This window comes from Roseobacter sinensis (assembly GCF_025755255.1).
GTDB lineage: Bacteria > Pseudomonadota > Alphaproteobacteria > Rhodobacterales > Rhodobacteraceae > Roseobacter > Roseobacter sinensis.
Window position 1 is genome coordinate 1 of sequence record NZ_JALIEB010000073.1, and the last position, 594, is coordinate 594.

1 protein-coding gene is annotated in these 594 nt (G+C 62.3%); it reads left to right on the forward strand.

What is annotated here, in order from left to right; all coding sequences use genetic code 11:
- Positions 1-71 precede the first annotated feature (71 nt).
- A partial coding sequence (locus MUB52_RS23945; RefSeq protein WP_263846670.1) for a DDE-type integrase/transposase/recombinase occupies positions 72-594 on the forward strand: 523 nt, incomplete at its 3' end.

The following is a 594-nucleotide window of genomic DNA, read 5'->3' on the forward strand; positions in this document are numbered from 1 at the left end:
AAGGAGCACGGCTTGCACAGCGACCTAAGAAGCGGCGACGGCTCTGTCACACGGACAGTTCGATCATCAGAATGAGGCCCACGCATCCAGACCACGTCTGGACCATCGGCTTCGGGCACGACAAGCTCAGCAATGGTCGGGGCCACAAGATGCTGACGGTTCTGGACGGTTTCACGCGGCAGGCCCTGGCAGCGAAGGTCCGCACCAGGATGGGCGCTGGAGACGTCCTCGAAGCGCGCGACCCGTTCCTGCTGAGGCACGGGTCGCCAGAGTACATCGGGTCAGACAACGGCCCGGGGTTTACTGCCGAAGCCCGACAGGACCGGCTTCGACGTGTTGGCATCAAGCCTCCGCATCTATCCCGGCTCACCCCGGGAGAACGGCTACAACGAGCGCTTCACGGGACGCTGCGCCGGGAGGCCCTGAACCCGGAGTGGGTCACAACAACGAAGCAGGCCCAGATCGTCATCAATCGCTGGCTCAAACAGTACAATCACACCCGCCTTCATCCGGCACTCAATATGCGCCCACACGTCCCAAAACCCCCATCAGAGAAACCCACCATCAGTGGCCAAGACAAAAAGGGCCGGGCAG